Genomic DNA, 25489 nt, shown 5'->3' with positions numbered 1-25489 from the left:
TTACGAACGACGGCCCGGTGTCCCGGGCCTGCTCATGGGAACGGGCCGACCAGCGGTCGGCCCGTCGTCCCGAGTGGGGGGTCAGTCGTTGCGCTGCCCGGGATCGCGCCGGGCGTCGTCGTCCAGGGGCTCGACGGGGGTCGAGCCCGCGGTGGGGGCGTCGGGCTCGATGACCGACGGGTGGGTCTCCGCACCGGGCTCGTCGGCCGGCACCGTCTCGTCCTCGACGACCGTGGTGACGGTCTGCAGGTGGACCGTCACGGCGGTGCCCGGGGCGATCTCGAGGACGACCTTGTTGGTGTCCCGGTCGATCGAGCGCACCGTGCCGTAGAGACCGTAGTTGGTCATGACCTCGGTGCCGGGGCCCATGGCCGCCTGCTTCTCCTTGACCTGTGCCATGGCCTTCTTCTGCCGGCGCATGGGCAGCCAGAGCAGGAGCACCATGGCCACGAGCATCAGGGGCAGCAGCCAGGCGGTGCCGCCCCCCGTGGTCGCGGGGGCCTGGGCGGCGAGGGACTGGGCGGAGAGGAGCGAGCTCACGGACTTCCGTTCGATCGGTGGCGGGTGTCCCTTCCATGGTAGGGGATCCGGCCCGGAGCATCCTGGACGACGCCCGGGAAGCAGCACCCGGTCTGTCGCGCGGGGGCGGCCGTGGGTCTCGCGTCAGTCCTCGAACAGGGGCGGGGCGTCGTCGTCGTCGGCCGGGGCCGCCCCGCCGAAGGCCGCCCGCAGCCCGGGGTCCTTGAACGCGGCGTGCTCCGGCGGGCGGAGCCCGAGGTGCTCCCACGCCGCGGCCATGGCGATCCGGCCCCGCGGCGTGCGCCCGAGCAGGCCCTCCCGGACCAGGTAGGGCTCGGCCACGGTCTCGACCGTCTCGGTCTCCTCCCCCACGGCGATCGCGAGGGTGGACAGGCCCACCGGCCCGCCGCCGAACTTCGACACGAGCGCCTCGAGCACCGAGCGGTCGAGCCGGTCCAGGCCGCGGGCGTCCACCTCGTACATGTCGAGGGCGGCGGAGGAGGTGCGGGCGTCGATCCGGTCCACGCCGTGCACCAGGGCCCAGTCCCGCACCCGGCGCAGCAGCCGGTTGGCGATGCGCGGGGTGCCGCGGGAGCGGGAGGCGACCTCGGCGAAGGCCTCGGCGGTCATCGCGAGGTCCATGAGCCCCGCGGAGCGGCGCAGCACGAGCTCGAGCTCCGCCACGGAGTAGAACTCGAGGTGGCCGGTGAAGCCGAAGCGGTCGCGCAGGGGGCCGGGCAGCAGACCGGCCCGCGTGGTGGCGCCCACGAGGGTGAAGGGCGGCAGGTCCAGCGGGATGGAGGTGGCGCCGGCGCCCTTGCCGACGACGATGTCCACCCGGAAGTCCTCCATCGCCATGTAGAGCATCTCCTCGGCGGGCCGGGACATGCGGTGGATCTCGTCGAGGAACAGCACCTCCCCCTCGGTCAGGGAGGAGAGGATCGCGGCGAGGTCGCCGGCGTGCTGGATGGCCGGGCCGGAGGAGATCCGCAGGGGTGCGCCCATCTCCTCGGCGATGATCATGGCCAGCGTCGTCTTGCCCAGCCCGGGCGGCCCGGAGAGCAGGACGTGGTCGGCGGAGCGGCCCCGCAGCCGGGAGGCCTCGAGCACCAGGGACAGCTGCCGGCGCACCCGCTTCTGCCCGACGAACTCGTCCAGGTTGGCGGGCCGCAGGGCCGACTCGAGCTGCTTCTCGTCCGGCTCGTCCTGCGCCGAGACCAGCCGCTCGCGGGCGTTCACGGCGGCCCCGTCCTCGCGGGCCACGCTCACTCCCCCCGTCCGGCGGCGGTCCGGGACCCGGCCTTGGCCGCACCGAGCCACGCGAGCACGGTGCGCAGGATCGCCGGGACGTCCCCGGACGCGGTGAGCTCCTCGCGCCCGTCGAGGGCGTCGGTGATGCCCCGGGCGGCGTCCTTCTCGTGCCAGCCCAGGCCCACGAGGGCCTCGAGCACCTGCGCGCGCCACGGCTCCACCGGAGCGGAGGCGGGCGGGGCGGGCCGGTCCGGGACGATGAGCTTGTCGGCCAGCTCCAGGACGATCCGCCGGGCGCCCTTGGGCCCGATGCCGGGGACGGTCGTGAACGCCTTGGCGTCGCCCTGGGCGATGGCCCGGTGGACGTCGTCGGGCCCCAGCACGGAGAGCACCGCCAGGGCGGTGCGCGGACCGACGCCGCTGACGCCGAGCATGATCTCGAAGACCTCGCGCTCGGCGGGGCTGCGGAAGCCGAAGAGCAGCGGGGCCTCGTCCTTGCGGGCCACGTAGGCCGTGTCCAGCCGGACCTCACGCCCGGTCCGCAGGGCGGACAGCGTCTCCGGCGTGGCCTGGACCTGGACGCCGAAGCCGCCCACGGCGACGACGGCGGTGGTGAGGCCGACGTGCTCGACCTGTCCCGTGATGGACGCGATCACCGCGCGACTCCTTCCCGCGCCCCGGTGGGGGCCGAACACGGTTGTTCGAACGGATCTACGAATGACGACTCGGGGCCACTCTAGCAGTGGCCACCGACCGGGCGGCACCGGCCCCGGCCGGGGTGCGCCGGCGCACCGGCTCAGCCGCGCCCGCCCCGCCTGGCACGGGTCTCGGCCTCGATCCAGGCCCGCTGGGCGGGGGTCATGCCGGAGCGGGCCGTGGACCGGGGACGGGCGCCCTGGTGCGTCTCGGTCCGGGCCGTGGCGTCCACTCCCGTGCCGCCCCCGCGCCAGCCGTGGCAGATGGCGATGGCCAGGGCGTCGGCGGCGTCGGCCGGGCGGGGCGCCTCGTCGAGCCGCAGGATGCGCACGACCATGCGGGCCACGGCCGCCTTGTCGGCCCGGCCCTCCCCCGTCACGGCGGCCTTGACCTCGGACGGGGTGTGCCAGGCCACCGGCACGCCGTGGCGGGCCGCCGAGGCGATCACGGCGCCGGAGGCGTGGGCCGTGCCGATGACCGTGTTCACGTTGGTCTGGGCGAACACGCGCTCCAGGGCGAGCGCGTCCGGGCGGTACCGCTCGATCCACCGCTCGGTGGCCTCCCAGATGCGCAGCACCCGCACGTCGAGCGGGTCGGCGGCGTCCGTGCCGGCGACGCCGACGTCCACGAAGGACGCGGTGCGGTTGCCGGCCATGTCGATCAGACCGAACCCGCAGCGCGTCAGTCCCGGGTCGACCCCGAGGATCCGCTGGGTGGCCGTGGTCAGTCCTCGGCGTCGAGCTGCGCGAGGACCTCGGCGGGGATGTCCGCGTTGGCGTAGACGTTCTGGACGTCGTCGAGCTCCTCGACGGCGTCGACGAGGCGCAGGAACTTGCGGGCGCCCTCGGCGTCCAGTTCGACCAGCATGCTCGGGCGGAACTGGGGGTCGTCGTTGTTGTACTCGAGCCCGGCCTCGTCGAGGGCCGCGCGGATGGCGGGCAGGTCGGTGGCCTCGGAGACGACCTCGAAGACCTCCTCCTGCTCCACGACCTCGTCGGCACCGGCGTCCAGGACGGCCATGAGGACGTCGTCCTCCGTGAGCCCGTCGGTGCGGGTGACCTCCACCACGCCCTTGCGCTCGAAGAGGAACGCCACGGAGCCGGAGTCGGCCATCGTCCCGCCGTTGCGGGTCACGGCCACGCGCACCTCGGAGGCCGCGCGGTTCTTGTTGTCGGTGAGGCACTCGATGTACAGCGCCGTGCCCTGCGGGCCGCGGGCCTCGTAGAGGATCTCGGTGTAGTCGACGACCTCACCCGTCAGTCCCGCCCCGCGCTTGATCGCGCGGTCGATGTTCGCGACGGGCACGGAGTTCTTCTTGGCCTTGGACACGGCGAGGTCCAGCGCCGGGTTGCCCGCGGTGTCGGCGCCGCCCATGCGGGCCGCCACCTCGATGCCCTTGATGTACTTGGCGAAGGCCTTGGCGCGCTTGGCGTCGATCGCGGCCTTCTTGTGCTTGGTCGTGGCCCACTTGGAGTGTCCTGACATGCGTCCCTCCTCGGGAAGTCGTTCGCGGTCGTCCCGGGACGGGTCGGTCGCCGTCCCGGCACGGCCCGCCCCGGCGATGGCCGGGACGGGCCGGAAAAGTCCTGTCCCATGCTACCGGGTGCTCCCGCTCCCGGCCGGGGGTCTAGCGCGGTCGGGCCCGCGCGACCTCGCGGGCCCGCTCGGCCAGGGTGTCGTCGAGGGGGTCCGCGTCGAAGGTCCCGAGCCGGCGCTCCACGGCGGCCCGGATGAGGTGGTCGGCCACGGCGGGGTTCTTGGGCAGCATCGACCCGTGCAGGTAGGAGGCCACCACGTGGTGCACGAGGGCTCCCTCGGTGCCGTCCTCGCCGTTGTTGCCCGCTCCCTTCACCACCGTGCCGAGCGGTGCCTGGTCCGGCCCGAGGCGGGTGATCCCGGAGTGGTTCTCGTAGCCGACCACGGTCCCGAACTCCGGGGACTCCAGGACGATGTTGCCGATCAGGCGGGTCGGTCCGCCCACCGTGGTCAGGTCGAGGATGCCGATCCCGGGCAGGGTCTCGCCGGCACCGGTGCGGAACTCGTGGCCGAACAGCTGGTAGAGACCGCAGATCGCGAGCATGGGCACACCGTCGGCGGCCATGGCCCGCAGCTCGGGGGCGATCCGCTGCAGGTCCTCCTGGACCCGGAACTGCCCGGAGTCCTGGCCGCCGCCGCCCACCAGGAGGTCGGCGTCGGCCGGGAACGGGTTCCCGGGGTCGTGGTCGCTCAGCCGCACGGCGTAGCCGTACTGCTCGAGCCGGCGCTTGAGGGTGAGGGTGTTGCCCCAGTCCCCGTAGATGTTCATGTCCCGGGGATAGAGCTGGACGAGGTGGACGGTGCGGTCGGTCACGGGGGCTCCGCTCAGATCTCGGCGACCTCGGCCACGCGGGACAGCTCCCGGCGCAGCTCGAGCATGGACGTGTAGGTGCAGAAGACGCGCATGGGCCGCACGCCCGTCCCGGCGACGAAGCGCTCCAGGGCGTCGCCGAGGTCGGGGACCACCTCGCGCACCGCGACCTCGTCGTAGTCCAGGCGCAGGGCCATGTCCCACGCCCGGGTGCCGGCCACCACGTCCACGCCGCCCGCGCGCAGGGAGTGGAAGTCGACGTCCCACAGCCAGGAGACGTCGCGGCCGTCGGCGTACTCGTCGTTGATGGCGACCATCGTGGCGTAGTCCCCGGGCCGGGCGGAGGCCAGGGACAGCCGGAAGCCGGCGGGGTTCTTCACGAGCAGCAGCTGCAGCGGCCGCCCGTCCACGGTGATGGTCTCCCCGCGCCCGAAGGCGGGGGTGACCCGGGAGAGCTCGTCCACCAGGGCGGCGCGGTCCGCGTCCGGGCCGGCCACGGCGAGCGCGAGCGCGAGCGCTGCCGCGGCGTTGTACATGTTGTAGACCCCGTAGAGCTCCACGGTGGTCTCGACCGCCTCCCCGCCCACGGTGAGCTGCACGCGGTTCGCCTCGAAGGACGTCAGCTCCACGTCGGCGGTCGCCCGGGGCGCCAGCTCCTGCTCGTGGTCGGCCCCGGCGTCGGGCCCGCCGGCCGAGCGCATGTCGTCGTCGGAGGGGAACATGGGCCGCAGCGGTGCGGACAGGCCGAACCAGCGGGTCTGCGTGCCCTCGGGGACGTGCTCGGCCAGGGACACGATCCGCGGGTCCTCCCGGTTGAGCACCACCGTGCCCGTGGTGGCCGCCGCGATCTGGGCGAGCATCCGCCGGGTGGTGTCGATCTCGCCGAAGCGGTCCAGCTGGTCGCGCATGACGTTGAGCAGCAGCGCGTGGCGGGGCTTGACCTGCTTGACGAAGTGCACGGCGTGCGCCTCGTCGAGCTCGAGCACGGCGATGTCGGCGTCGAGGCGGCCGGTGAGGCTCATCTCCCCGAGCAGGGCGGCGGCCACGCCGCGCACGAAGTTCGATCCCGTCCGGTTGGTGAAGACTCTGTACCCCTGCGAGCGCAGCAGCTGGACGGCCATCTTGGTGGTGGTCGTCTTGCCGTTGGTGCCGCTGACGAGCACCACGCCGTGCGGGAGCTTCGCGAGCTCCTCGGCCACGAACCCGGGGTGCAGGCGCTCCATCACGAGGCCCGGGAAGGCGGAGCCTCCGCCGCGCAGGGTGGTCAGGTACCGGATGCCTTGGCCGAGCAGGCGCACGTGGGGTCTGGACATGCGCTCCATCCTATGGTCTGCGCACCGGCGGAGGCGGGCCCCGCCGGTGCGTCGGTGCGCGGAGGTCCTCGGCCGTGGGCGTCTCGGGCAGGGCGTCACCGGTCGTGCGACCGAGCAGGGCACGACCGCGGCCCGTCCCCGGAGAGCGTAGTGCGCCCGGGTGTGGTCCCTCGGTACTGTCGGACCATGACCGGGCACGAACTGCTCCCCCTCAGCCACTGCGCGGATCCGGCGGGCACCCATCCTTTCTCCGGGCGCGTGGGCCACGCCGAGCTGATCTCCCGGTTCCGCGAGGCGGACGAGCCGGTCCTCCGCGGGCAGCGCGTGGGAGACGGTCCGCTCGTCCCGGGCGTCGGCACCGCCGCGGAACTGTGCGGGGACGCACCCCTGCCCGCCACCGGTCACGCGGCGGAGCTGTCCGACCGCGTCGGGCACCGTGCCGCCGCCGTCGAGGCGGCCCGCCGGTCCGGGGCGGCGGTGCCGGTCGGGGCCCGGGCCACGCCGGGGGGCGAGACCGTGGCCGGCGTGCGCGACCCCGAGGACACGGTGCTCCGGGTCGTCCCGTCCGGTGCGGGACCGGACGGTCCGTCGTCGTGAGTGCCGGCCGGGACCCGGGGGCCGGGGGCCGTCCGTCCCCGTCGAGGGCCGCGGGGAGCGCCGGCGAGGAGCCGGCGGAGGAGTCGATGCCGGTGGGTGCGGAGCTCGCGCCGATCCCGTCGGAGGTGTCGTGTCCTCCCCCGCACGCGCGCGGCACGGCCGTGCCCGAGGACCCGGACGCGCCGGATCCCGCTGACCGGGCCGGCGCCCAGCGGCGGGAGGTCCGGACCGCCCTGGCCCGGCGGAGCGCTCCGCTGTGGCCGGCTCATGCGCCGGTGCGGCCGCCGGCGGCAGGAGCGACCCGCCGGGACCGGCAGCACGTGCATCGCCGGGCGGGACTGGAGCTCCAGCACCACGCGCTGGTGCTGCGCCGGATCACCACCGCCTACGTCGTGGACGTGGCCAGGCCCTGCTTCGAGGCCGGCTGGAGCGTCGCCGACGTCCTGCACGCCCTGGACTGGACACCGCAGGGGGTGCGCTACCCCCACGACTCGGTGACCGGGATCGAGAACCCCGGGGCCTGGTTCGCCGCCCGCCTGCGCACCTGGACCCACCAGGACGGCACCCCGATGCGCTCGATCGGCCAGCGCGCCGCCGTGGAGGCCGAGCAGCGGCGTGCGGAGGCCCTCGCGGCCGCTGAACGGCACGCCGACCGCCGGCGGGCCGGGACGGACGCCGGCGCGGACGAGGCGGCCGCGACGGCGCCGCAGGCGGCAGACCCGGACCGGCGGCCGTTCCGGGAGCGCTGGGCCGCCCAGATCGCCGCCGGCCGCGCGGAGGCGAGCCGGCCGGGCCGGGAACGGTGACCCGAAGCGGCGGCCGAGGCGACAGTGCGGATCGGCTGCGCGGGTGCCCGCTGTCGCGCGGTGAGCGGAGCCTGATCAGGACGTCGAGTGCCGTGCCGAGGAGCAAGGAAGGAAGGGACGGGAGGACCGGCCGACGCGGGTCGGCGCAACCGGCGTAGCATTCTCCGGGTACCTGCGGCCCGGGGCCGTCCGCACCTCGAGCCGGCCGGGGAGTCGCAGGCCGCCGCGCCGAGCCCCTCGAGGGGTCGAGGCGGACCAGCGCAGCGGAGCACCGTAGGAACAGGGTGACGGGCATGAGAATCAGCTGGGGAGCAGCCGCCGGCCGGGCCGTGACCGGGCGGCCCGCTCCGGGCCCGCGCCGCCGGACGGCCGCCGCCTCCTCGGCGGATGCGGTGGTCCTCGACCTTCCCTTCCGGGGCAGCTGGCGGGTGGAGAACAGCCCGGCCCGCCGGGTGCCCAGTCACGGCACCGAGGCCTTCGGCAGCTCCCACGCCATCGACTTCGTCGCCGTCGACGCCGGGGGCAGATCCGCACCCCGGACCTGGCGCGGCCTGGCGGCCGCGGAACCCCCGGAGCTCTTCCGAGGCTTCGGGGCGCCGATCCTGGCGCCGGTGACCGGGACGGTGGTGCTCGCCCATGACGAGGAGCCGGACCACGAGGCCCGACGTTCACCGTTGACGCTGGTGCCCTACATGCTGGGCCAGGCGGGACGGGCGCGCGGCGGCGTCGCGGCACTGGCCGGCAACCACGTCGTCGTCGCGGTGGGCCCGGGGGGCCCGTTCGTGGTGCTGGCCCATCTGCGCCACGGTTCGGTGCAGGTGCGTCCGGGCCAGCGCCTGCGCGTCGGCGCGGTGCTGGCCGAGTGCGGCAACTCGGGCAACAGCACCCAACCGCACGTGCACGTCCAGGTCTCCGACTCCACCGACTGGCACCGGGCGCACGGTGTGCCGCTCGCCTTCCGGGACCGGACGGGCCGGACGTGGGTGCCCGCCGAGTCCGAGGTCGTCCGCGCCTGACTCCGGTGCCGCCGGCCCACGCACCCGGGTCGATGTCCTGAGCGCGCCCACCGTCGTCCCCGGCGGAGCGCGCTGCAGCAGGGTGCCCGTGCCCCCGCTGCGCCGGCTCGCGCGGGCAGCCCGGCGGCCACCTCCTCGGCTCGTAGCGCATCGCCACGGCTCCCGAGCCCAGTTCCCGACGGCCGACGAGCGTCAGGTCGAGGTGCCTCGACAGCCCCGCGAACACGACCGGTCCGTGACCCGCGAGCCGGGGGTGCACCACGAACTCGTACTCGTCGATCAGGCCGAGCTCGGCGAGCGCGAGCAGGAGCCGCACCCCTCCGACGAGCAGTCCCCGGTCCGACTCCCGCTTGAGGTGCCGCACGGCCTCGCCCAGGTCTCCGCGCACGAGTTCCGCGTTCCAGTCGACCTGCTCCAGGGTGCTGGGCACGACGTACTTGTGCGCCGCGTCGATCGTCCGGTCGAAGGGCTCCAGCTCCTCGGCTCTCGTTCCCGCCGGCGGCCGCCACCCCGACTCCATCATCTGGTAGGTCACCCGGCCGAAGAGGAGGGCATCCGCCCGGCCGAGGGTCTCCGCCGCGTGACGATGCAGCTCATCGTCCGCGGGGATCGCACGATGGTCGCAGCACCTGTCCAGGGTGACGTTGATGGAGTACCGCAGAGGTCCCATGGCGCCGGAGTACCCCCGGTGGGCCGCCCGGCCGCTGTGTGGAGGGGGTCTCGCCGGACCCGCCCGACGGGCATCCGGCGGGAACCCGGACGCGACCACAGCGGGCGGGACGGCCGCCACAGGGCGTGCGCGCCCGAGCCCGCGGGATGCCCACGGACAACGGTGGGGTCAGGGCAGGCCCCGCACCGCCTGTCCCATGCGGGTCAGCGCCTCGGTGAGGATGCTCGGCGAGGTGGCGAAGTTCAGGCGCACGTGGCCGGCTCCGCCGGTGCCGAAGACGTGCCCGGAGCTCAGGGCGACCCGGGAGCGGTCCAGGAACAGCCGGGCGGTCGCGGCCATGTCCGAGACGACGGCGAGCCCGCCGGGGCCCGCGCCGGACTCCACGCCCAGTGGGCGGCAGTCCAGCCACGCCAGGTAGGTGCCCTGCGGCGGGGTGTACCGCACCCCCGGCAGGTGCTGTGCCAGCAGGCGGCCGAGCAGTGCCCGGTTGGCGTCCAGGCCCTGCAGGAGCGCGTCCAGCCACGTGTCCCCGTCGGTGAAGGCCGCGGTGTGGGCGATGATCCCGACGTGACTGGGCCCGTGACCGACCTCTTCGGGCATGCGCTGCAGGTCCGCGGCGGACTCCGGGCCGGCGACGGCCAGCGCGGCCTTGAGCCCGGCGAGATTCCATCCCTTGGAGGCCGACAGCAGCGCGAACCCGTTCTCGGCACCGGGCACGCTCAGATACGGGGTGAACCGGGCCCCGGGCAGCACCAGGGGCGCGTGGATCTCGTCGGCGACCACCCGCACCCCGTGCCGGCGGGCCAGCTCGGCCACCGCGGCCAGTTCTTGACGGGTGTGGACGGTGCCGGTGGGATTGTGCGGGTTGCTCAGCAGGTAGGCGACCTTGCCCCCGTTCGCCCGGGCACGCCGGAACGCCGACTCCAGGACGTCCGGATCGATCCGCCCGTCATCGCCCAGCGGTGCTTCCACCACGCGGCGGGCGTCGTGGGAGACGAAGGCGTAGAACGGGGCGTAGACCGGGGAGTTCACCACGACCGCGTCCCCCGGGTCGGTCAGCAGGCGCAGCAGCTCGACCGCCCCCAGCATGACGTCCGGGACGACGGCGGTGCGCTCCACCGCGATCCCGTCCCACTGCCATCGCCGGGCAGCGAAGGCGCTCAGCGCCTCGGCGTAGTCGGTGCCGGCCGGGTATCCGGTGTCACCGCGATCGATGGCCTCGTGCACTGCCCGAGCCACCGCCGGAGCCAGAGAGACGTCCATCTCCGCGACCCACAGCGGCAGCACGTCCTCGGGATGGGCCCGCCACTTGATGCTGGTGCGCCGGCGCAGCTGATCCAGCGACAGCGTCTCCAGGGGATTCGGCACTGCGTCCACCATCACGGAACCTCCCTGGCCACCGGATCAACCGTCAGCGGCCGGCGATCGTGCGGGGCACGCCACCAGCGCTCAGCACCTACGATGCCACAGCCTGCCGTGCGTGCCGCCCGACGACCGGTGGCGGCGCCGGAGGACCGACCCTCGGCGCCCCGCAGGGGCCGACGACGCGCAGCGACGCGTGCACCGGACGGCCGGAGCCCCCGACGTGCCTCGTCCAGCCACCTCGGCCGCCGCGGCCGTCGAACAGCCGGAGTGTCACCGGAGGAGGGGACGATGCGGAACTCCTCCGGCACGGTCACGACAGGGCCGTTCGTCCTGGTGGGGGTCGCGAGCCGGGGCACGACCACCGGCCCGGGAACGGCGCTCCTGGCGCTTCCCGCCGTCGCGCCGGGACTGCTCGGGCCGGCGCCGAGGCCACCATCGCCGCCATCGCCACGACTGCGGAACTCCGCGCCGCCGACACGTCTGGCGCCGTCCGGTCGCGGAGTCCCTGTCGCCCCCGGTGATCGGTCCACCGACTGCTGCGCCTGACTCGCCGCGGTGGTCCGAGGCGAACCGGATGGGCGTCGATGCCGAACCACCGCACCCGGAATCACGCGTCCTTGCCGACGGCGCCCGGGGTGGTCGGCATCGTGGTCGGCATCGTGTCCGGCTGCGGTGACGGCACCGATGAGCTGCCGGTCGTCGGTTCCCCGGACACCCCCGCTCAAGCCGTCGACGAGGTCGTGGACTGCTCCGAGGACGCCCCGGAGCCGGCCGTGAGGCTGCCGGGGTCCGGCGAGCCCCCCAAGGATCCGACCTCCGCGTCCCGGCGCCGGCCGGCGCCGGGATCCGCGGGTGGATCGTCGTCGACCGGATCATCGCAGTGGTCGCCTCGCTGTTCTGGGTCGTCGACCAGCTGACAGCCCGTCGCGGCCGACCCGGGACCGGCCCGAACGGTCCGCCTGGGTGGACCGACCCCGCCGACGGGACCCGTCCTCGTCCACCACCGGCACCGCCGCGCACAGACGCCGGCGCCTCAGGGCACGGGGAGGTTGACCTGCCAACGGCCGGACTGGATCATCGGCTACGAACGGGGCATCGGACGCTCGGATGGCACTGCGCCTTCCTCAGCTCCCGTCGCCCCCGGGCAACAGAGAGGCATCCCATGGACCTGATCGACCTCGCCCACATCACCCCGGGGACGACCGAGCTCGTCGGGGGCAAGGCTGCCGGCCTCGGGGCCCTCATCGCTGCGGGCGAGCGCGTCCCGGACGGGTTCTGCCTGACCACCGAGGCCTACCGCTCGGGCGCCGTCCCCGAGCGGGCGGTCCGGGCAGCCTACGAACACCTCGGCGGCGGCCCCGTCGCCGTCCGCTCCAGCGCCACGGCCGAAGACCTGCCGGACGCCAGCTTCGCCGGCCAGCAGGACACCGTCCTCGACGTCCTGGGCGGGGACGCACTGCTCGAGGCCATCCGGCAGTGCTGGGACTCTGTGGACAGCGAACGCGCCGTCGCCTACCGGGCCGGGCAGGGGCTGGAGGCCGGCGAGCTGGCGATGGCCGTCGTCGTGCAGCGCATGATCACCCCGACGGCCGCCGGGGTGATGTTCACGGCCAACCCGCTGACCGGCACCCGCACCGAGACCGTCGTCGACGCGGTCCCGGGGCTCGGCACCGGCGTCGTGGACGGCACCAGGGACACCGACCACTACGTCCTGCCCGGGCACGGCCCGCTCCCCGGGCACCAGGACCACGGCTGCCTCTCCCCCGCCCAGCTGCGCGACCTCCAGCAGACCGGGCAGCGGGTGCAGCGCGCCCTCGGGAGCCCGCAGGACATCGAGTTCGCCTACGATGCGGACGGCACCCTGTGGCTGCTGCAGTCCCGGGCCGTCACCACCCTCTTCCCCCTCCCGCCCGGGACCGACCCGGTGCGGGGAGACCCCCGTGTCTACCTGGAGATCGGCCACATGCAGGGCCTGCGGCGCCCGGTCACCCCCATGGGCGTGTCCGTGCTGCGGGAGACGACCCGCCGCTGGCTGCAGATCATCGGCGTCGACGACGCCGTGGTCGATCAGTTCCTCGTCGACATCGGCGGCCGGCTGTTCATGGACCTCACCGGCTTCGTCCGCAGCCCGCGCCTGCGCTCCCACGTCCCCGAGATGGTGCAGGTCTACGGTCCGGGCGTGGCCCGGGGCGTGCGGCGCATCCTGGACGACCCCCGCTACGCACCCCGTCCCGCTGGTCCCGGTCAGCGTGCGTTCTCCGCCGGTGGGACCGCGCGGCTGCTCCTGGCCATCGTGCCCGCCTCGCTGCTCGGCGCGCTGCGGGCCCTGGCACGGCCCGCCGCCGCCCGCGAGCGTGCGTTCCACGAACTCGAGCAGGTCCGCCGGCAGCCCCTGACCGAACCGGCGGACACGGCGAGCCGGATCCGTGCCGCCGCCGGCCTGCAGGACGCGACGATGACCGGTCCGATGATGCGCTCCCTGCCACCGCTGTGGGCGGCGCTCACCGCGCAGGGGGTGGCCGACGGGCTGCTGCGCGGCGTCCTGCGGCCCGGCGAGCTGAACGCGACCCTGCGCGGCATGCCCCACAACGTCACCACCCAGATGGACCTGGAGCTCTGGTCCGTGGCCGAGGCCGCCCGTCCGCACCGCGAGCTGTTGGTCAGCACCGGCCCCGACGAGCTCGCCGCGCGCTTCTCGCGCGGCGAGCTGCCCGAGTTCGGTCTGACGGCCTTCCTGGAGGAGTACGGGATCCGCGGCAGCGCCGAGATCGACGTCGGCTCCCCCCGGTGGGCCGACGACCCCACCCCCGTGTTCGCCGCCCTGACCGGCTACCTGCGGGTGAGCGATCCGGAGCAGGCCCCGCCGGCCCGCTTCGCCCGGGCCGCCGTCGAGGCCGAGGCCGCTCTGGCAGACCTCATCGACCGCGCGAAGCGCACCCGGCCGCTGCGGGCCCGGTGCGCCGGCTTCCTGCTGCGCCGCAGCCGGGAGCTGGCCGGCCTGCGCGAGCTGCCCAAGTTCCTCTGGCTGACCCCGCTGGCCGAGGTGCGCCGGCAGCTGCTCACCGCGGGGGCCGACCTCACCGAGCGCGGCCTGCTGGAGCAGCCGGAGGACGTCATGTTCCTGACCCTGGACGAGGCCCTCGACGCCGCCCACGGCGCGGACCTGCGCCCGGTGGTGACCGGCCGGCGCCGGGAGCACGGCCGCGAGGCCCGACGCCGGCAGGTCCCGGGCCTGCTGCTGTCCGACGGCACGAACCCCCAGGCCCTGCCCGACGACGCGGCGGCCGAGTACGGGCCGGACGTACTCGTCGGACAGCCGGCGGCCACCGGGGTCGCGACCGGGCCGGTGCGGATCGTCCACCACCCGTCCGAGGCGCGGGTGCAGCCCGGTGACATCCTCGTCGCCCCGACCACCGACCCGGGCTGGACCCCGCTGTTCCTGACCCTCGGCGGACTCATCACGGAGACCGGCTCCACGATCGCCCACGGCCCGACCGTGGCCCGCGAGTACGGCATCCCGGCGGTCATCTGCGTGCCCGACGCCACCACCCGGCTGACCGAGGGCCAGGTGGTCACCATCGACGGCGCCACGGGGCTGATCCGGATGCACGACACAGAACCCCTGTCCCACCGCGACAGGTCGGAACAGGGCGCGGTTCCTGAGACCCCGCCCGCTCCCTCATAGCGCGCGAGGACCACCTCCCGGGAGGCCCACCACCGTGACCGACGTCGTCGCTCTCGGACTGCTCGTCTCATGGGTCGTGCTCATCATGTCCCTGCTGGTGCTCGACAGGGTGATCCGCCAGGCGGTGGCGGCCGGTATCACCGACGACGCCCTGGAACGCGGCGACCGCAGGGGCGTCGCACGGTCGTCGACGAACCTCGGCTGCAACGTCACCGATCGGTGCGGTAGCCCCGAGGGGGTCGACCCCGGACACCGGGGCGAGGGTGGCGTGGGTGCGGCGCACCAGGTGCGGGTCGACACGTGCGGCGATGCCGGCCGCCGGCGGTGGCGAACAGCCACCGGTCCGTCCCATCCCCACGAGCGACCTCGTGACCGGTGCTGCCGGTGACCTCCGGGAGGGTTGCCGCGGTGTGGTCAGGAAGGGGTGTCACGGCGCTGCTCAGAGCCGATGGTTCTCGCTCGAGCAACGTGCACAGCCGTCCCCACGGGTGGCAGTGCGGGCGTGATCGTCAGGAACATCCCGCTCCGGTCAGCTACCTTTGTCGATCGAGCCCACTCGGCTGTCTCCGTCACCGCCTGGAAGGACAGTTCCATGACTGTTGTCGTCACCGCTGTGTTCACCCCCGCCGCCGGCTCCCGGGACCGGCTCATCGAAGCCTTGCAGCACGCCGTTCCCGCCGTGCACGAGGAACCAGGATGCCTGCTCTACGCGCTTCACGACGCCGCGGACGGGTCGATCGTGATGATCGAGAAATGGGCCTCCGACGGCGACCTCGCAGCCCACGCCGAAGGGCCCGCCGTCGCACGCCTGAACACCCTCATCGACGGGCTGACCGCGAAACCCGTCGTTGTCACCACCATGGCACCGCTGCCCGCCGGCACCCGTGAGCAGGGCGCGCTCTGAGAGCAGTCCGGGGCGCAGGCTCCCCGCGAGGGACCACCCGGAGGGCGGAGCACCGCGCCGGCTGTCGCCCACGGCCATGCCCTGGCCGACGTCTTGAGAGGATTCCTCCAGCACGCCCGACCGGGCGGAGCCGATCGCCCGGCAGAACCAGGCGGAGCTCGCCCCTTTCCGGGACGCTCAGCGTGCCTCCGTTCCCCGCGACAGCGGTCGCAGAAACCGTGAGAAGCTGATCGGCGGCGTCGCGGGCGACCCCAGCGACCCGGTCGGCTGCTGTTCACCGTGCTGGGCCGGGAGGCCGCGTTCGCGCCGGACCGGGTCCGCACGCGCGGATCCGCGGCGGGGGCTGCCCGGGGAGGACGGCCTCGAGGTCGTCGATGTCCGCGTCGCCTCGTCGACGGGCGCGGCCTGATAACACCACTGTCACAGTGGGCGGCTAGTCTGGACTGCGCCCGTCCCCTCACCACGACAGAAACCGGCCCTTGGACAATCCACTCCTGCGCCCCAGCGACCTCCCCTACGAGCTGCCCGACTTCGGGCGGATCAAGGAGGAGCACTTCCTGCCGGCCTTCGAGGCGGCGATGGCGCAGGACCTCGAGTGCGTGCGGGCGGTCCTGGCCGACCCGGCCCCGCCCACCTTCGAGAACACCGTCGAGGCCCTCGAGCGCGGCGGCCTGCCTTTGGACCGGGTCGAGTCGGTCTTCTTCACGCTGACCGCCGCCCACAACACGGAGGGCATCCAGCAGATCTACCAGGAGCTCGCGCCGCGGCTGTCGGAGCACAAGGCGGACTACACGCTCAACAAGGACCTCTACGCCCGGGTGCGCAGGGTCGACCGCACGGACCTGGAGCCGTGGCAGGTGCACGCGCTGGACGAGTACGTGTCCTGGTTCGCGAACTCGGGCGTGGAGCTGAGCCTGGACGACCAGCAGCGGCTGCGGGAGATCAACGACGAGATCTCGGGGCTGAGCATCCGCTACGGCAACGGCCTGATCCGGGAGGTCAACGCCTCGGCCGTGGTCGTCGACGACCCCGCGGAGCTGGACGGGCTGTCTGCCGCGGACGTCGAGTCCGCCGCCTCCGCGGCCGCCGAGAACGGCCTGCCGGGCCGGTACCTCCTGACGCCCTCGCTGTTCACCGTGCAGCCGGTGCTGTCGGTGCTCACGGACCGCGCGCTGCGCCGCCGGATCCACCTCGCCGCCGTCAACCGGGGCACCGGCGAGCACGGGGGCGAGGGCTCGCAGAGCCGCACGGACCTGCTGCCCGTGGCCGCCCGGATCGCCCGGCTGCGCGCCGAGCAGGCCGGACTGCTGGGATTCCGCAGCCACGGCGACCACGTGATGGCCGGGGCCACGGCGCCGTCCCAGGAGGCGGTGCACGAGATGCTGGAGCGGATCACCGGCCCCGCCGTGCGCAACGCCCTCGAGGAGCGGGCCGAGCTCGAGGAGCTGGCCGGGCACCCGATCGAGGCGTGGGACTGGCCGTTCTGGGCCGAACGGCTGCGCCGGGAGCGCTACGCCGTGGACGCCTCCGCGCTGCGGGAGTACTTCGAGCTGGAGTCCGTGCTGGAGCACGGGATCTTCCGCACGGCCCGCGAGCTCTACGGGCTGGTCTTCACCGAGCGCCCCGACCTGCACGGCTACCTGCCGCAGGTGCGGGTGTGGGAGGTGACCGACGAGGAGGGCCGCGATGTGGGCCTGTTCCTCGGCGACTGGTTCACGCGGCCCACCAAGCAGGGCGGTGCCTGGATGGGCTCGCTGGTGCACCAGAACCGGCTGACCGGGCAGCGCCCCGTCGTCGTCAACAACGCGAACTTCACCCGACCGCCCGCGGGCAGGCCCAAGCTGCTGACGCCGGACGAGGTGGTGACGGTCTTCCACGAGTTCGGCCACGCCCTGCACGGGCTGCTCTCCGACGTGCACCTGCCCTCGTTCTCGGGGACGAAGGTGCCGCGGGACTTCGTGGAGTACCCGTCCCAGGTGCACGAGATGTGGGTGCTGCACCCGGAGGTGCTCCGGCACTACGCCCGCCACCACCGCACGGGCGAGCCGATCCCCGAGGAGACCCTGGCGGGCCTGCGGGAGGCCGCCGCGCACGGGCAGGGCTTCCGGACCGTGGAGTACCTCGCCTCGACCTACCTGGATCTCGCCTGGCACGGGATCGAGGACCCGGCCGAGCTGCCGGACCCGCGCACCGTGGAGCAGGAGGCCCTCGTCCGTGCCGGGGTGGACGTGGACGGCATCGCCCCGCGCTACCGGTCCGGGTACTTCAAGCACATCTTCGCCGGTGGCTACTCCGCCGGCTACTACTCCTACATCTGGGCCGAGATCCTCGACGCGGACACCGCCCAGTGGTTCACGGCCCGCGGCGGGCCCACCAGGGAGAACGGGCGACGCTTCGCCGAGGAGGTGCTGTCCCGGGGCAACGAGACCGCTCCGATGGAGGCCTTCGAGGCCCTGCTGGGGCGCCGCCCGCACCTCGGCGCGCTGCTGGAGCGGCGCGGGCTCCAGCCGCGGGAGGAGTTCGTCCACCAGCAGCGCGGAGCGCCCGCCCCGGAGGTCGGCGGCTGAGCGACCGGGCGCCGGGCGCGGACGGCGGGCACGCCCCGGTCACGGACCGGGAGAACGGGCGGAAAGAGGTGCGGGCCGGATGACTCCGGCCGGAGGACCGGACCGGAGGACCGGACCGGAGGACTGGATGACCGGACCGGGTGATGGGACCAGGGGATCAGGCCGCGGGCCAGGCGTCGGCGATGTCCTGCCGGGTGTCGCCGAGGGTCTGCATGATCGCCTTGGTGCCGGCGAGGACGGGCATGAAGTTGGCGTCACCGTTCCAGCGCGGCACCACGTGCTGGTGCAGGTGCCCCGAGAGGGAGCCGCCGGCCGCGGCCCCCAGGTTGATGCCCACGTTGAAGGCGTGCGGGGACGCGACGCCGCGGATCGTCGCGACCGCGGTGCGGGTGAGGTCCGTCAGCTCCCGCAGCTCCTCGAGTTCGAGCTCGGTCAGGTCGGCCACGTGCCGGTAGGGGCAGACCATGAGGTGGCCGGGGTTGTAGGGGAACAGGTTGAGGATCACGAAGCAGTGCTCGCCCCGGTGGACGATCAGCGACTCCTCGTCCGCGCGCTGCGGTCCGTTGCAGAAGGGGCACCCCGGGTCCTCCCGCACGGACGGGTCCTCCCCGCGCACGTAGGCGAGCCGGTGCGGGGTCCACAGCCGCTGGAAGCTGTCCGGCACCCCGGGGATCTCGAACTCGTCCTGGCGGATCCAGTGGTGCGGGGGCCCGGCCTCGGGCGCCGCCCCGGTCACTGACCCACCCCTGCCGTCTCCGCGGCGGCGCGGTGGTCCTCGGGAGCGGCGGCCGTCGGCTCGTCGTTGACTCGGCGCTGGATGTGGGCCACGATCCGCTCAACGGCCTCGCCCACGAGGACCCCGTTGTCCTGCGACCCGTCGCGGAAGCGGAAGGAGACCGCCCCGGCCTCGGCGTCCTCGCCGCCGGCGATGAGCACGAACGGGACCTTCTCCTTGGAGGCGGTGCGGATCTTCTTGGGGAAACGGTCCGAGCCCGCGTCCAGCTCCACGCGCACGCCACGGGAGCGCAGGGTGTCCACGACGTCCTGCAGGTAGTCGTTGAAGGCCTCTGCCACCGGGATGGCCACGACCTGGACGGGGGCCAGCCACGCCGGGAACGCCCCGGCGTAGTGCTCCACGAGCACGCCCATGAAGCGCTCCACGGACCCGAACAGGGCCCGGTGGATCATCACGGGCCGCTGCCGGGTGCCGTCGGCGGCCTGGTACTCGAGGTCGAAGCGCTCCGGCAGGTTGAAGTCGAGCTGGATGGTGGACATCTGCCAGGTCCGCCCGATCGCGTCCTTGGCCTGCACCGAGATCTTCGGGCCGTAGAACGCGGCGCCCCCGGCGTCCGGCACCAGGTCCAGCCCGGACTCGGCCGCGACCTCGGCGAGGGTGTTCGTGGCCTCCTCCCACAGCTCGTCCGAGCCCACGAACTTCTCGGGGTCCCTGGTGGAGAGCTCGAGGTAGAAGTCGTCGAGCCCGTAGTCCTTGAGCAGGTCGAGCACGAACCCGAGCGTGGTGGTCAGCTCGGCCTTCATCTGCTCGCGGGTGCAGTAGATGTGGGCGTCGTCCTGGGTCATGCCGCGGACTCGGGTCAGGCCGTGGACCACGCCGGACTTCTCGTAGCGGTAGACCTGCCCGAACTCGAAGAGGCGCAGCGGCAGCTCGCGGTAGGACCGGCCGCGGGACCGGAAGATCAGGTTGTGCATCGGGCAGTTCATGGGCTTCAGGTAGTAGTCCTGGCCCTGCTTGGTCAGCTCCCCGGTCCGCGGGTCCCGCTCCTCGTCCACGTGCATCGCGGGGAACATGCCCTCGCGGTACCAGTCGAGGTGGCCCGAGACCTCGTACAGGTGCCCCTTGGTGATGTGTGGGGTGTAGACGAACTCGTAGCCGGCCTCCGTGTGCCGCTCCCGGGAGTAGTCCTCCATGGTCCTGCGGATGGTCCCGCCCTTGGGGTGGAAGACCGGCAGACCGGAGCCGAGCTCGTCCGGGAAGGAGAACAGGTCCATCTCCGACCCGATCCGGCGGTGGTCCCGCCGCTCCGCCTCGGCCAGGCGCTCCTTGTACGCCGTGAGGTCCTCCTTGGAGGGCCACGCGGTGCCGTAGATGCGCTGGAGCTGCTTGTTCTTCTCGGAGCCGCGCCAGTAGGCGGCGGCCGAGCGCATGAGCGCGTAGCCGTTGCCGATCAGCTTGGTGTCGGGCAGGTGCGGGCCGCGGCACAGGTCCTTCCAGACCGTCTTCCCGGTCTTGCGGTCCACGTTGTCGTAGATCGTCAGCCCGCCGGCGCCGACCTCCACGGAGGCGCCCTCCGCGGCGGCGTCCACGTCCCCGCCGGAGCCCGGGCCCTGGGACAGGCCGACGAGCTCGAGCTTGTAGGGCTCGTCCGCGAGCTCGGCCCGGGCCTCCTCCTCGCTCACCGCACGGCGGCGGAAGGACTGCGTGGAGTTGACGATCTTCTGCATCCGCTTCTCGATCGCCTTGAGGTCCTCGGGCGTGAAGGGGTGCTCGACGTCGAAGTCGAAGTAGAAGCCGTCGGTGATGTAGGGGCCGATGCCGAGCTTGGCGTCCGGGTGCAGCTGCTGCACCGCCTGGGCCATGACGTGGGCGGCGGAGTGGCGCAGCACCTCCAGGCCCTCCGGCTCGGAGACCAGCACCCGCTCCACGACGTCGCCGTCGGCCAGTTCGGTGGCGAGGTCCCTCAGCACCCCGTTGACCCGGGCCACCACCACGGAGCGGTCCTCGCGGTAGAGGTCCGCGGCGGAGGTCCCGGTTCCCACCGTGCGCTGCCGGCCGTCGACGGTGATCGTGTGGGCGGCGGACTCGGGCGGCTGCTCCGGCAGGGTGGTCATGGGGAAGGGGCTCCTTGGATCGGCAACGGCACGCACCCGTACGGGGGGCGCGTGGCAGGGGCACCGGTGGGCGGTGCGCACTGCATCGATGGTACCCGTCGCCCGGCACGGGCGGCGGGCGGTGGGACGAGGACCGGCGGGCGGGGGCGAACCGGGCCGCGCACGACGACGGGGCCCCCGTCACCTTGCGGTGACGGGGGCCCCGGACGGACCGGCTGCGATCAGCGGCGGTCGCGGCGGTCGTTGTCGGTGCGGCCGGTGCCTCGCTCGGCGTCGGTCTCCACCTCGACCTGCTCCTTGCGGACGTCGGCCTCGACACGCTCGGTGTCGCGGACGGTCTCCTTCTCGAGGCCGACCTTCTCGACGCCCACGGTCTCCTTGGCGACGACGGGGTGCTCCTCGTGGAGGGTCACCTCGACGTCCTCCTCGCCGATGGTGCCGGAGTCGGCCTCGGTGCCGCTCAGCGGGGTGCGCTCGACACGGACCTCTTCACGCTCGACGGGCACGTCCACGCTCTCGTGCTCGGTGACCACGTACTTGCGCAGACGGGCACGGCCGGTCTCGCGCTGCTCCTTGCCGACGTGGAGCTGCTCCTCGTGGCGGACGACGCCACCCTCACGGTCGGTGAGGTCGGCGCGGTCGCGGTCGGTGCGGTCACGGTCGGTGACCGTGCGGTCGACGTCGGCGATCCCCGCGGTGCTGTTGCGGTCGGTGGCGTCGCGGTCGACCTCGGCGTAGCCGGCGGTACCGGCCGTGCCGGCGGCCGGGACGGCGTTGCGGTCGGTGTCCGCGGCGTAGCGGTCATCCGTGCCGGCGTAGTTCATCTTGTAGTAGCGGTAGATCTCCTCTTCCTCCGCCGGGGAGAGGTGCTGGTCCGCGTCCACGTTCGGGGCGTCCTTGATGACGTCCTTGGTGTAGGGGAGGACGAAGCGGTCACCGTCCTGCTGGGCGCCGTCGACCGGGACGAAGCTCTCCTTGGTGCCGAACAGACCGGTGTTGACGGTCACGAAGGTGACCTCTTCGGTGTTGTCGTCCAGGAAGACCTGCTCGACCTTGCCGATCTTGTCGCCGTCCGACCCGTAGGCGGTGGCCGAAAGCAGTGCGTTGACGTCGTACGTAGCCATGTGAGAACTCCTTCTCTTCGTCTGCTGGGCAACGGGCCCCTAGGAGGGAGCCCGCCGCGGACGATTCCCGCCGGGGCGGGGTGCAGCTCATCCGCTGTTATTAGTAACCATACTGGCAATCAGTTCTCTGGCCAACGGATTCACCGAGAGTGAAACCGTTGGATTCGCACCGATCTCCTGCCCATCCTGCCCCGGCACCCGGGCCGTGCGCCAGACCCCACACCGGACCCCACGCCGGACTGCTCACCGGACCGCACGCGGGGACGCCCGCAGGGCCGGGGTGCGCACGGCCACCGGGGTCGCCGGGTCGGTGAGGTCCCAGGCCTGCTCCGCGCTGAGGCTGATCCCCCGGGGACCCGTGCGCCGGGTCCGCCCCCGCACCAGCAGCAGCCGGGTGCCGAACAGGTGCTGCCCCGAGCGGTCCTGGGCGTCGGGGAAGAAGGCGCAGTCCACCGCCCCCGTGCCGTCGTCGAGACTGACGAACACCACCCTCCGGCCGCTGCGCATGGGAGGGGTCATGGTGGAGACGCGCACCCCTGCCACGAGCACCTCGGAACGGCTGCGCAGCTCCAGCAGCCGCTCGGCGGGCGTGACCCCGAGCTCGCGCAGCAGGGGCGCCCAGCTCTCCAGGAGGTGCGCCGAGACGTCCACCGCGAGCAGGTCCAGCTCGGTGCGGACCTTCTCCTGCAGGGTGGGCTCCGGGAGTTCCGCGGGCAGCCCGCGCAGCTCGAGGTCACCGAGCGGGAGGGCCAGCTGCCCCTCGACCTCCACGGCCGGCCGGACCGGCCGGGCGCTGTCCGCCCGGGTCCGCAGGGCGTGCACGAGGTCTGCGCGGGAGGCCCGGCCGCCGGACCGGCGCAGCAGGCCGTCGAAGGCCCCCACCGCGGCGAGACGCTCGAGGGTGCGCCGGGCGGGACGGGCCCGCTGCCGCAGCTCGGCGAGCGACGCGTAGGGCTGCCCGGCCACGATCCGCCGGACCTCGGCCTGCGAGACCCCGTGGATCCCGGTGAGGGCCAGTCGCACGCCCAAGCGGTCGGGGTCGTCGTCGAGCCGCTCCACGCGGTAGTGCTCGTCGGAGCGGTTGACGTCCACCGGCAGGACGGGGATGCCCATCCGCCGCGCCTCCCCCACGAGCAGGCGCTTGGGGTACATCCCGGGATCGTGCTCCCACAGCCCCGCCAGGAACGCCTCTGGGTGGTGGGCCTTCAGCCACGCGGACTGGTAGGTGGGCACCGCGAACGCCGCGCCGTGGGCCTTGCAGAAGCCGAACGAGCCGAACGCCGCCAGGGTGCCCCACACCCGGTCCACCACGTCGAGCGGGTACTCCTGCTCCCGGGCCCGCTCGCGGAAGAACGCCTCCACCTCGATCTGGCGGTCGGAGCCCAGCCGGCGGCGCAGCTCGTCGGCCCGGGCGAGACCGCAGCCGGTGAAGGCGTCCAGGATGCGCAGGACCTGCTCGTGGAAGACGGTCACGCCGTGCGTCTCGGCGAGGATCGGGTCGAGGACCGGGTGGATCGAGGCGGGCACGGACCAGCCGTGGCGGTGCTCCAGGTAGGGGCGGACCATGTCCGAGTGCATGGGACCGGGGCGGAACAGGGAGATGTCGACGATGAGGTCCCGGAAGCTCGAGGGCGCCATCTTGCCGATGAGCTCCCGCTGGCCCGGGGACTCGATCTGGAAGCAGCCCAGGGTGTGGGTCGAGCGGATGAGTTCGAACGTGCTCCCGTCGTCCACGGGGATCGCCTCGAGGTCCAGGCGGGGCCGGTCCGGGTGGGTGCGGGCCACCTCGTCGACGGCGTGGGCCAGGGCCGACTGCATGCGCACGCCGAGGATGTCCAGCTTGAGCATGCCCATGGGGTCCATGTCGTGCTTGTCGAACTGGCTCATCGGCATCCCGGTCCCACCGGCCTGCACTGGGGTGCGGTCCAGCAGGCTCCGGTCCCCCAGGATCACCCCGCACGGGTGCATGGAGATGTGCCGGGGCAGCCGGTCCAGGCGCTCGGTGAGGTCCACGAGGAGGTCGAGCTGCCTCTCCTGCGAGACCTGCTCGGCGAAGTCCCGCAGCTCCGGCTGACGGGCGATGGTCTCCCGCAGCGCCGACGCCGGCAGGTGCCACAGCTGCTTGGCGACGCCGTCCACGGTCTCGGGGTCGATGCCGAGGGCGAGACCGGCGTCCCGGACCGCGCCGCGGGCCCGGTAGGCGTTCTGCATGCTCATGAGGCTCACCCGCTCGGGACCGAAGCGGTCGAAGATCCTCCGGTAGACGCGGTGGCGCTGGGCCGACTCGACGTCGATGTCGATGTCCGGGAGGGTCGAGCGGTCGTGGGAGAGGAAGCGCTCGAAGAGCAGCTCGTGCTCGAGGGGGTCCACCGGGGAGACGTCGAGCAGGTGGTTGACGAGCGACGAGACCCCGGAGCCCCGGGCGGCGTGGCGGACGCCCATCTGCCCGATCATCGCGGAGACCTCGGCCACGGTGAGGAAGTAGGAGGCGAAGCCGAGGCCCTCGATCACCTCCAGTTCCTGCTCCAGCCGGTCCCGCACGGCCCGCGTCGCACGACGGCCCGGGTAGCGGCGCCCCAGGCCCGCCTCGCAGCGCGCCCGCAACTCCGCGGGCGCGGGCCGCTCCAGCCCCAGCACGGAGGCCTCGGGCACCACCGGCCGCCCCCAGCCGCAGTCGGCGACCGGGTCCAGCCGGCACCGGTCGGCGACCCGCTGGGTGCCCGCCAGCAGGGCCGCGGCGCCGGCGGGGCCGAGGTCCGCGGCCCGGGAGACCTCTTCGGCGAGCGCGTGCATCTGCCGGGCGGGCTTGAGCCAGCCCTGCCCGTTGGGCTGCAGCGGCTCCGGCGCCGTCGTCCGCCGGGACGCCCCGGCCCGTCCGGCCGGCCCTCCCCCGTCGTCTCCCCCTCCGGTCCCACCCCTGCCGCCCTCTCCCCTGCTGACCTCTCCCCTGCTGACCTCTCTCCTGCTGTCTCCCGTGCTTCCTCCTCTGCCGCCGGGGGTGCGGCCGGCGCGCGCCCCGAGGCTCCCGAGCGGGGTGAGGGCACGGGCGGCGTCGAGGACGTCGGCGGTGGCGGCCTCGGCGGGAGTGGCGTAGCGCACCGCGTTGGTCAGCACGGGGGTCAGTCCCCCCTCGAGGGCGGCGCGCAGCATCCGGGCCGCGTGGGAGGTGCTGCACACGGTGCCGGGGGCGGCCAGGTGGGAGACCACCTCCACGGCCAGCGCCTCCGCGGGGAGCAGGGCCCGCCACCGGGCCAGGGCCGCGCGCCCGGTGCGGTAGTGGCGGGCCGCTAGCTCCTGCCCGACGTCGGAGGCGGGCCCGAGCAGCACGGTCAGGACCGGTCCGTCGTGCCGGTCCGAGGCGGAGGAGGCCGCGATCTCGGCCGCGGTCACCCCGGGCGGTCCCCCGCCGGCGTGGGCGGCGGAGACGAGCCGGCACAGGGCGGCGTAGCCCGCACCGGCGGTGCCGCCGGCCGCCAGGACCACGACGCGGCCGAGGACGCGCTCGCGGGCGGGGCACAGCAGGGACAGGTCGACCCCCAGGACGGGGTCGATGCCGTGCTCCCGGCACGCGCCCAGGTGCTTGACCGCGCCGTAGAGCCCGTCCCGGTCGGTGCAGGCGAGCACGTCCGCACCGTCCGCCGCGGCCGCCGCGGCGAGGGCGGCGGGCCGGCTGACCCCGAAGTGGGCGCTGAAGGCGGTGGCGACGTGCAGGTGCGGAAAGCTCACGGCCCCATTCGAATACGTGTTCGAAGGTTAAGTCAATTGCAAACCACCGGGCT

Annotated in this window: 19 protein-coding genes and 1 pseudogene; 7 read left to right on the top strand and 13 right to left on the bottom strand. The window is 73.8% G+C overall.

What is annotated here, in order from left to right; all coding sequences use genetic code 11:
• Positions 1–81: 81 nt before the first annotated feature.
• The 7 genes from yajC to ACH9D3_RS01170 all read right to left on the bottom strand — a co-directional run bounded on the left by yajC (position 82) and on the right by ACH9D3_RS01170 (position 6135).
• Positions 82–540 carry a preprotein translocase subunit YajC gene (gene yajC / locus ACH9D3_RS01200; protein WP_396409546.1) on the bottom strand — a complete coding sequence of 153 codons (459 nt, stop codon included), beginning with the start codon at positions 538–540 and terminating at the stop codon, positions 82–84.
• Positions 541–663: 123 nt separating this feature from the next.
• Positions 664–1758: a Holliday junction branch migration DNA helicase RuvB gene (gene ruvB, locus ACH9D3_RS01195; protein WP_396409566.1), complete on the bottom strand. Its 1095-nt coding sequence runs from the start codon at positions 1756–1758 to the stop codon at positions 664–666.
• Between the two features lie 26 nt (positions 1759–1784).
• A complete protein-coding gene (gene ruvA / locus ACH9D3_RS01190; RefSeq protein WP_396409545.1) occupies positions 1785–2426 on the bottom strand; it encodes a Holliday junction branch migration protein RuvA in 642 nt (213 codons plus the stop codon).
• A 140-nt stretch (positions 2427–2566) separates the two neighbouring features.
• Positions 2567–3193, bottom strand: coding sequence for a crossover junction endodeoxyribonuclease RuvC (ruvC, locus tag ACH9D3_RS01185; protein WP_396398480.1), 627 nt, complete (start codon positions 3191–3193; stop codon positions 2567–2569).
• A complete protein-coding gene (locus ACH9D3_RS01180; RefSeq protein ID WP_396409544.1) occupies positions 3190–3951 on the bottom strand; it encodes a YebC/PmpR family DNA-binding transcriptional regulator in 762 nt (253 codons plus the stop codon). The genes ruvC and ACH9D3_RS01180 overlap by 4 nt, the downstream gene beginning before the upstream one ends.
• Before the next feature lie 142 nt (positions 3952–4093).
• Positions 4094–4816, bottom strand: coding sequence for a type 1 glutamine amidotransferase (locus ACH9D3_RS01175; protein WP_396409543.1), 723 nt, complete (start codon positions 4814–4816; stop codon positions 4094–4096).
• 11 nt (positions 4817–4827) lie between these two features.
• The gene (locus ACH9D3_RS01170; protein ID WP_396398052.1) at positions 4828–6135 is read right to left on the bottom strand and encodes a Mur ligase family protein; all 1308 of its coding nucleotides are present in this window, start codon (positions 6133–6135) and stop codon (positions 4828–4830) included.
• A 177-nt stretch (positions 6136–6312) separates the two neighbouring features.
• Between ACH9D3_RS01170 and ACH9D3_RS01165 the strand changes: the two genes are divergently transcribed.
• The 3 genes from ACH9D3_RS01165 (at position 6313) to ACH9D3_RS01155 (ending at position 8545) form a co-directional block, all read left to right on the top strand.
• Positions 6313–6723 (top strand): bleomycin resistance protein, encoded by a 411-nt coding sequence (locus tag ACH9D3_RS01165; RefSeq protein ID WP_396409542.1) that lies wholly within the window; start codon positions 6313–6315, stop codon positions 6721–6723.
• 86 nt (positions 6724–6809) lie between these two features.
• Positions 6810–7529 carry a hypothetical protein gene (locus tag ACH9D3_RS01160; RefSeq protein ID WP_396409541.1) on the top strand — a complete coding sequence of 240 codons (720 nt, stop codon included), beginning with the start codon at positions 6810–6812 and terminating at the stop codon, positions 7527–7529.
• A gap of 293 nt (positions 7530–7822) precedes the next feature.
• Positions 7823–8545, top strand: coding sequence for a peptidoglycan DD-metalloendopeptidase family protein (locus tag ACH9D3_RS01155; RefSeq protein ID WP_396409540.1), 723 nt, complete (start codon positions 7823–7825; stop codon positions 8543–8545).
• Between the two features lie 166 nt (positions 8546–8711).
• Here ACH9D3_RS01155 and ACH9D3_RS01150 read toward each other — a convergent pair.
• Together ACH9D3_RS01150 and ACH9D3_RS01145 are read right to left on the bottom strand one after the other, a co-directional pair.
• A pseudogene (locus tag ACH9D3_RS01150) lies at positions 8712–9215 on the bottom strand (dihydrofolate reductase family protein); the annotation flags it as partial.
• A 168-nt stretch (positions 9216–9383) separates the two neighbouring features.
• Positions 9384–10595, bottom strand: coding sequence for an aminotransferase class I/II-fold pyridoxal phosphate-dependent enzyme (locus ACH9D3_RS01145; RefSeq protein ID WP_396409565.1), 1212 nt, complete (start codon positions 10593–10595; stop codon positions 9384–9386).
• A gap of 1147 nt (positions 10596–11742) precedes the next feature.
• Here ACH9D3_RS01145 and ACH9D3_RS01140 point away from each other — a divergent pair.
• From ACH9D3_RS01140 to ACH9D3_RS01125, 4 genes are all read left to right on the top strand, one after another.
• Positions 11743–14265 carry a PEP/pyruvate-binding domain-containing protein gene (locus ACH9D3_RS01140; RefSeq protein ID WP_396409539.1) on the top strand — a complete coding sequence of 841 codons (2523 nt, stop codon included), beginning with the start codon at positions 11743–11745 and terminating at the stop codon, positions 14263–14265.
• Positions 14266–14299: 34 nt separating this feature from the next.
• On the top strand, positions 14300–14653 hold the full coding sequence (locus ACH9D3_RS01135; RefSeq protein ID WP_396409538.1) for a hypothetical protein: 354 nt from the start codon (positions 14300–14302) through the stop codon (positions 14651–14653).
• 204 nt (positions 14654–14857) lie between these two features.
• Positions 14858–15169 (top strand): putative quinol monooxygenase, encoded by a 312-nt coding sequence (locus tag ACH9D3_RS01130; protein ID WP_396398045.1) that lies wholly within the window; start codon positions 14858–14860, stop codon positions 15167–15169.
• A gap of 479 nt (positions 15170–15648) precedes the next feature.
• Positions 15649–17736: a M3 family metallopeptidase gene (locus tag ACH9D3_RS01125; protein ID WP_396409537.1), complete on the top strand. Its 2088-nt coding sequence runs from the start codon at positions 15649–15651 to the stop codon at positions 17734–17736.
• A 157-nt stretch (positions 17737–17893) separates the two neighbouring features.
• On the opposite strand, the gene ACH9D3_RS01120 is transcribed toward ACH9D3_RS01125, so the two are convergent.
• The 4 genes from ACH9D3_RS01120 to ACH9D3_RS01105 all read right to left on the bottom strand — a co-directional run bounded on the left by ACH9D3_RS01120 (position 17894) and on the right by ACH9D3_RS01105 (position 25436).
• Positions 17894–18472 carry an HIT family protein gene (locus ACH9D3_RS01120; protein WP_396398043.1) on the bottom strand — a complete coding sequence of 193 codons (579 nt, stop codon included), beginning with the start codon at positions 18470–18472 and terminating at the stop codon, positions 17894–17896.
• Positions 18469–20586, bottom strand: coding sequence for a threonine--tRNA ligase (thrS, locus tag ACH9D3_RS01115; RefSeq protein ID WP_396409536.1), 2118 nt, complete (start codon positions 20584–20586; stop codon positions 18469–18471). The genes ACH9D3_RS01120 and thrS overlap by 4 nt, the downstream gene beginning before the upstream one ends.
• A gap of 221 nt (positions 20587–20807) precedes the next feature.
• Positions 20808–21710 carry a DUF2382 domain-containing protein gene (locus tag ACH9D3_RS01110; protein ID WP_396409535.1) on the bottom strand — a complete coding sequence of 301 codons (903 nt, stop codon included), beginning with the start codon at positions 21708–21710 and terminating at the stop codon, positions 20808–20810.
• 243 nt (positions 21711–21953) lie between these two features.
• Positions 21954–25436 carry a DNA polymerase III subunit alpha gene (locus tag ACH9D3_RS01105; protein WP_396409534.1) on the bottom strand — a complete coding sequence of 1161 codons (3483 nt, stop codon included), beginning with the start codon at positions 25434–25436 and terminating at the stop codon, positions 21954–21956.
• Positions 25437–25489: the final 53 nt, after the last annotated feature.

The organism is Kocuria kalidii (genome assembly GCF_044462225.1).
GTDB classification, from domain to species: domain Bacteria; phylum Actinomycetota; class Actinomycetes; order Actinomycetales; family Micrococcaceae; genus Kocuria; species Kocuria kalidii.
This window is presented reverse-complemented; position numbering and strand designations above follow the sequence as displayed.